At 57.1% G+C, this 6,841-nt stretch carries 4 protein-coding genes; 1 reads left to right on the top strand and 3 read right to left on the bottom strand.

The genetic code is table 11. From position 1 onward, the window contains the following. Window positions 1-84: 84 nt before the first annotated feature. The 3 genes from ACW9JC_RS27600 to ACW9JC_RS27590 form a co-directional block, all read right to left on the bottom strand. Window positions 85-393, bottom strand: a complete 309-nt coding sequence (locus tag ACW9JC_RS27600; protein ID WP_457458987.1) for a PsiF family protein — start codon at window positions 391-393, stop codon at window positions 85-87. Between the two features lie 90 nt (window positions 394-483). Further along, window positions 484-4,968 (bottom strand): dermonecrotic toxin domain-containing protein, encoded by a 4,485-nt coding sequence (locus tag ACW9JC_RS27595; protein WP_457458985.1) that lies wholly within the window; start codon window positions 4,966-4,968, stop codon window positions 484-486. A gap of 46 nt (window positions 4,969-5,014) precedes the next feature. Beyond that, window positions 5,015-5,797: an AraC family transcriptional regulator gene (locus ACW9JC_RS27590; RefSeq protein WP_457458983.1), complete on the bottom strand. Its 783-nt coding sequence runs from the start codon at window positions 5,795-5,797 to the stop codon at window positions 5,015-5,017. 96 nt (window positions 5,798-5,893) lie between these two features. Here ACW9JC_RS27590 and ACW9JC_RS27585 point away from each other — a divergent pair, with 96 nt between their 5' ends. Further along, window positions 5,894-6,781 carry a DMT family transporter gene (locus ACW9JC_RS27585; protein WP_457458981.1) on the top strand — a complete coding sequence of 296 codons (888 nt, stop codon included), beginning with the start codon at window positions 5,894-5,896 and terminating at the stop codon, window positions 6,779-6,781. The last annotated feature ends 60 nt before the right edge of the window (window positions 6,782-6,841 follow it).

Genomic DNA, 6,841 nt, shown 5'->3' with positions numbered 1-6,841 from the left:
TGGAACTGAGTACACAGGACAAATGTAGGAGCGAGCCTGCTCGCGATGAGGTCCGCACTACCGCCACACATCAAAGGCCAAGGTTTATTTCTTCTTCAGACAATCACTCATGAATGCTTTGCGCTCATCCCCTTTCAGGGCCTTGGTGGCGGCATCGGCATTGCAGGTTTTCATTTTCTGTTGCTGCGGGGTCAAGGCCGCGCCGGCATCGTTGGCTGCCGGGGTGGCCTTGAGGCAATTGCTCATGAAGGCTTTGCGCTCATCGCCCTTGAGAGTCTTTGCAGTCGCCTCGGCGTTGCAGGTGGTCATCTTGTTCTGTTGGTCAGTGGCGGCGAAGCTTTGGGAACAGAGCAACAAACCGATCATCAACAAAGGGGCACGCATTGTCTTCATGGAGTTTTCTCCTTGTCGCCGCACCGAGAGGTGCGGCATTCACCCAGAGTGTAGTCAAGCCTTGTTACACCTTCCTCCAGCCATGGAGGATCATTCGGCCGGCGATTCACTGGCGGACGGTTGCTCCAGCAGGCTCTTGAATGCCTGTTGATATTCTTGCCAGGCTGACAGGCGCTTATCGATCACGGATCCGGGTAATCGCTCGAACGACACCCCGACTTCCCCAGGCAGACCGTATTGTGTTCCCAACGTCTTCAATGAAGTGAATTGAGCATAAGCCCCCGACTTGTACAGCTTGTTTATTTTTATCTGCCTGATGGTGTTGTCCCGGGAAACCTCCGGCAGCGCCGCGCGCCCCGCCGGCACATCATTGATGAAGACAAAGTCCGAACTGGCGGGGCCAGGCTCAAGGGTTGCCAGCGCCGGCAGTTCGAACTGGAAGTAACCATTGTCCGCCGTATGGGCGACAGGGAACTCCGGCCACGAATCGGCAACGACCAGTTGCTGGAGATTGCTCAAGTCATCGCCGATCACAACGTATTGATGGTCGAAAGCGGTGGCTTTGACGAGGTGAACCCGCGAATTTCTCGGTTGGCTGGCCAGCAGCGCGAAGGTCACTTTCGAGTTTTCCGAACAGTTTCCACCCTTGATTTCGATGGCTTTGCGCGCATGTTCGGCGATTGTCATCTGCGCGGTGAATTGACCTTCCTGGAGATCCAACCCTCGCAATCCCTTGATTTTCGCGATCGCAGAACCGCCGTTTTCCCAGATGCTTGGCAACTGGTTGCCCGATAAAGGCAACAGTTCCTTGGCCCGATAGATCGCACGTTGTGCCTGACGCAGGTTGGCCATGACCTGAGGCGTCACTTCGGTGGGCTGTTCTGGCGCTGATACACCCGATCCAAGCTCATCCGCATACTGCTGCAACGCAACCCATGGTTCACTGGACAACGTGGCGTTTTCCCTGACTGTCTGTTGCAGCGCCAGATATTCATCGAGACGCCCGGTTTGCTTGAGATCACGCGCGCGCTCGCCCAGATTGCGCTCGGATTCCGTGAGCGCTACCAAACCGTCCTCCGTGAACAACCGCTCGAGCAATGCCTCGAACTGTTCAGGCGATATCAGCGTTTTCAGGTCCGGTAATACCTCGATGCTTTTTACTGTGCGCTGGTTGGCCTCGAAGCCCTCGATGTTCGCCTTCGCAAGCCCATCCCAGAGTGCGCTCCAGCAATCGTCGGACAAGCTCTCGTCCATCAACTTCAGTCCGCGCAGGTAGTTGTATCGTTCGAACGAGGGGATACTCGGATGAAAGGCACCGTTGACGAATTCCAGGCAGCGTTGCTCGACGTCTTGCAGTTGCGCAACCTCACCGGTCACGGTGGGAGCCCCTCCGCGCAGGCGCATGATCGCCGGATCGAATGCGGAATTTTTCAGCTCCGGCAAGTCGGAAAGAACACTCGTCAACCGGTAAGGCTTCAGGGCATGGTCGCGTAATGCCGCCTTCAGGATCGGGCCTTGGCCGATATGAATCTGCAACGCATCCCGCTCGGCATCGGGCAATGCCTGCAAGATCGAGGTGAACAAATCACTACCTGAATGCAGGGGATTTCCATGCTCGTCACAGGCCTGGAACACTCCGCTGTCGCTCATGACAAGCGTACGTCGAATCGCGGCGTCATCCCGGCCGATGCTGTCCAGCTTTAGACCGTCGACGCTGTAATGACGGAGTTCGATCCGGACATCGGCGTTCCAGCCAGGCAGGTTCTCCAGAGAATGCAGGGCCAAGGCGTCGAAGTCCGGATTGTCGACCGACTCCAGATAGAAGCCCTCATAGGCCCGACTGATCCGCACATCCCTGAGCGCCCATTTCGCAAAACCTTCCAGTCGTTCCGGAAGCCTGCGCATCTTGAGCGCCTGCAACTCCTCCGGACGAGCCAGTGCCACCAGTTCTTCTGCGACGATAGCGGGCAGCCCTGACACCTCGTCCTGGATGACCCTTGCCTCGGCGCTGACGGCTCGCTCGATGCCTCGGTAGCGAGTGTCGAACAACGAGACCTTGCGCTGATCGGCCAGTTGCGCGAGCTGCATCCTCACACGCTCGGCATTCTTGCGTCGGCTGCCGAGCGATGCGTGGGCTTCATCACCCAGCAGTTGGCGGGTTTCGTCGTCATCGAGATACGACAGCAAGGTGTCGATCAGGTCGGTGTTCGCCAGTCGGTCCGCATGGATGGACACAGGTTCTGCAGCGGACCCGAGTGAGTACAGAACCTGTCCATCGGCCCCCACGAGCTCAATCGCCCGGCCTGGCCACAAGCCGTCCAGCAGTTGAAACTGCCAAAGCGCATCGGCCTGCAGGTAATCCTGCGCATGGGAGCTGCCGATGTTGCGGATGAACGTGTGAATGTCCCGGTCGATCCGGAAGCGGGTCACCGTATCGCTCAGCAAAGGAATCGCCCGCTCGTTATCGGCGTACATGCGTACAAGCGCTCCAGGGTCGGCGCGGCTGACGGTACGGATGTCGCCGAACCGGTCCGTCAAGCCTTCCACCGAGGGACCAAGCCGCTTGATCAACTTATCGGCATCCCAGGTGTGCGGTTGCTCACCCTCGATCACAAACGCGCCCGTACCGTTACTTTCCGCCAACGGCTGGTATGCCTCGGGTCGAGTCGGATGCTGCACGCGATGTTTACCGGTTCGCGAATCGAGCGTGAGTTCGAAATGGTCACCGTCCAGCGGCAGAATCTGCTTGCCCTGATGTTGATGCAGGCCGTGAGCGTCAGGATTGGAGTCCGCAGCCAGACGCAGGTTTTGAAGCAGATAGGGCTGCAGATTTTGCCCCCACAGTCGCTGCTCGCCATTTCTTAACGTGACTTGTCGGGTACCTTCGAGGAACGATGACAGCCTGGGTTTCACCACTTGAGTGGCGATAATCCCGCCAGCGGCAAAGGCGCCCAACTGAATCATATTTTCAGCGACGCCGATCAAGTGCTCCGCGGCCTCCAGGTACTCGCCCTCGGCGAATTCGACAACGCCTTCAACCACCCCGTCGACCAGTTGATAGACCATATACCCCAGCATGGCCTGCCCAAGCACCGGTACGAATGGGGTCACGATGAGCAAGCCAACTTCCATGATGTCGGAGAGCATTTTTTCCAGGTTTTCAATCCAGGCCCAGCGTGCGGCGCTGTCCGCATCAGCAGTGGTCACCGCCAGCGCACGTCCGTCGGCAAGGATCTTGTCCACTTGTCGCTCATAGAGATAAATCCAGGGATCGTCGTGTTGGCGACTGGCGATATCGCTTTCGAAAGACACCGAGGCGAACCGCAGGTCAGGGCGCTCCACCTGGGTTTCGCGCCAGGCGGGTAAACCGGAGCCCGGTTGCGCGCCGTGATAGGTGACTTGCTCCAACCTGGCGTTGAGCGCGGCGAAAAAATGTCCACGTTGCCCATGATCCACGAATCGACTGAAAAACGTCTGGTAGCTCGTCGGGGCAGAAGCGGAGGCCTGATCGTTGCCCCGTAACTGGCGAGTCAGTTCACGCGCGAATTCGACCGTCGAGGCATACTCTTTCAGCGGGTGCTCGGGATCGTGCGGTACATAAGCAATAACGCGTCGGACATTCGCACCGGGAGTGTCGAGATCGGCGGCGATAAGCACAATTCCGGTCAGGCGGGTGCCCAGCATGCTCAAGTGGTAATAGCGTACGGGACCGCCATCGAACACCTGCCCCTTTTTGCCCCGAACCATGTTCAACATAGTCAGGTACGCCGCAGGCCCGATGTCTTTCTTCATCAACGCCAGATGTGCGGCGGCTTTCATGGCGCTTTTCTGACTATCGACAATGCGCTGCTGGACCACCGCACGGACCATGGCATCTTCGGGAATCAGATAACTTTCCAGATGTTTTTTATACTGGGTGCCGATATCCAGAGTTCGACACAGCGCCTTGAACTGCTCGACTGTTATACCCAGACTTTTAATTTCAAACTGCCCAATTTCGTCGGGCTTGCCAATAAATACCGAGTCAGCGCTAAAAAATTCGCCTTCGGCAAAGTTGTGCAGTGAAGCGTTAAGCAAAGAAACAGTTCGACTGCTGACGCCGCCCGTGACATTAAGTGCCCAAGGTGAAGTTTTAGCAGTGGAATACAAGCGTAGATACGTTTCACGGACATCGACTACTACACCGTATTGGTCACGTATAGCCTGAGTCAGTATTGGTTGGGCGAAGGATTCAACGTCCTGCAGATTGTCAAGCATCCGATCGACTGTACTTTGTGCCATCCAGCTCGCCTGCGTGGCGACTTTCGCGGCCAGGTGCTCGGTAGGGGACGCCGCTTTGTGCCATTCGGAAACAACTTTGGGGGTGTTGCGCAAATCAGCCATCCGCTGAAGAGAGGAATTGACAATCCAGTCGGGAATGACACTTTTTATGAAATCAAAATGAATACTGTTTTCGTACTCAACATCAGAAACGCTCGAAACACTTTCAGCTTTTAACAATAAACTCTTCACAACAATTACCTGCAAACCTTGATAAAGAGTATCGAAGCCTACAGCGCTCCAATCCTGCCCCATGAAGTTCGTTTCGGATAATGCTGTATGAAATATCTTAATCAGACCGTTAAAACATTTTATTGCGCCGATAGTAGTCGGGCGAACAACCCGCTTGACGCTGGAACATCGCAATAAATGCCGAAGCCGTGCTGTAGCCCATGTCGAAGGCAACTTCCTGAATACTGCGATGGCTGTCCAGCGCTTCAATCGCAGCCAGAAATCGCAGACGCTGGCGCCATTCCCCGAAGCTCATGCCTAACTCGCGGACAAACTGCCGGGCCAGGGTCCGTTCGCTGACGTGAACCTGCGCCGCCCAATGCGCCAAGGGCCGATTGTCATCAGGTGCGGCTTGCAGGGCTTCGCATATACCCAGCAATCCCGGCGTGCTGGCATAGGGCAGGTAACACTCATGCACCGGCGCCTGTTGCAACTGGTCTACCAGAACCTGGGCCAGGCGCTTATCTGCGGCCCGCTCGGGAATCTTTACATCACGGACGGCGAAGTCCTTGAGGATCGCCTTGAGAATGTCACTGATGGCGAGCGTGCAGGCCTGTTTTGGCAAATCCTCACAGACTGCGGGGGTCAGGCAAACGGCACGGTAATTGATCGGCTGATGGCTGTAGAAACTGTGCTCGATTTCCGGCGGCACCCACACCGCGTATTGCGGCGGCGACAAGAAACGACTGCCGTCGACATCCATGTGCAACACCCCGTGTGCCGCATACTCGAGCGTGCCCCAGGGATGCCGGTGCGCCGAGGCGTATTCGTGGGTATTGAAGTCGGCGTACCGGAAGTACACCGGGGCCGGCAGTTCGCTGAAATCCAGCAGATCTATGTGTTTACTGGTCATGCTGTCCGGAATCAAGGGCGGGTTGTCTGGATCGAAGTATAGACCTGTATCCAGACAGGGGATAATTGCCCCTCATTAACGTTCTGGTTTTTCCTGATGCAATACGCTTATCCCCTGCTGGCCATTTTTATCTGGGCCGGCAACACCGTGATCACCAAAATGTCGGCCGGGGCGATCTTCCCCGCCGAGATCGGTTTCTACCGCTGGCTGCTCGCCGGTTTGTTGTTCACGCCTTTCATGCTCAAACCGGTGATCGCTCACTGGCCGCAGATTCGCCCGAACCTGGGCAAGATTTTCATCCTCGGCGTGCTCGGCATGGCGGTCTATCAAAGCCTGGCGTATTTCGCCGCAGCCCTGACCACGGCCACCAACATGGGCATCATCCTGTCGTTGATGCCGTTGATGTCGCTGGCCATGGCGATCGTCAGCCTCGGTCAGCGCCTGACTGCGGGTGCACTGGCCGGTGCGGTGCTGTCGTTCGCCGGCGTGCTGGTGGTGGTTTCGTCCGGCAGTCTCAGCGCGTTGCTGGAGCACGGGGTGAACCTGGGCGACGCGATGATGCTGGTCGCGACGCTGGCTTACGCGGTCTACAGCACTCTGTTGAAAAAATGGCAGCTGAAATTACCGCCGCTGGTGTTGTTGTATTTGCAGGTGCTGGTGGCGGTGGTGGTGTTGTTTCCGCTGTTCCTCGCCTCGCCGAAAATCGGCCCGACGTTGCAGAATATTCCGCTGGTGTTGTATGCCTGTTTGCTGGCCTCGATGGTGGCGCCATTGGCGTGGATGCAGGCCGTGGTGCGCCTGGGGCCGAGCCGGACCGTGCTGTTTTTCAATTTGCTGCCGTTGATTACCGCGCTGATTGCGGCGGTGGTGCTGCACGAGCAACTGGCGATGCATCACCTGGTGGGCGGTGTGTTGACGTTGGGTGGGGTGGTGCTTTCGGAGCGTTGGACGACGGTGTTGGGCGGTAAGGTTCGCGTGGTCTAAGCAACAAAGATCGCAGCCTTCGGCAGCTCCTATGTATGGACTCGCACCCACTGTCTACCC

Source organism: Pseudomonas sp. SDO5591_S426, assembly GCF_054070755.1.
Note: the sequence above shows the minus strand (reverse complement) of the source record. Positions and strands in the feature narration are given on the sequence as shown.

Coding starts and splice junctions, on each gene's coding strand:
- ACW9JC_RS27600 (WP_457458987.1), bottom strand. CDS start 393: ATGAAGACAATGCGTGCCCCTTTGTTGATGATCGGTTTGTTGCTCTGT.
- ACW9JC_RS27595 (WP_457458985.1), bottom strand. CDS start 4,968: ATGGGGCAGGATTGGAGCGCTGTAGGCTTCGATACTCTTTATCAAGGT.
- ACW9JC_RS27590 (WP_457458983.1), bottom strand. CDS start 5,797: ATGACCAGTAAACACATAGATCTGCTGGATTTCAGCGAACTGCCGGCC.
- ACW9JC_RS27585 (WP_457458981.1), top strand. CDS start 5,894: ATGCAATACGCTTATCCCCTGCTGGCCATTTTTATCTGGGCCGGCAAC.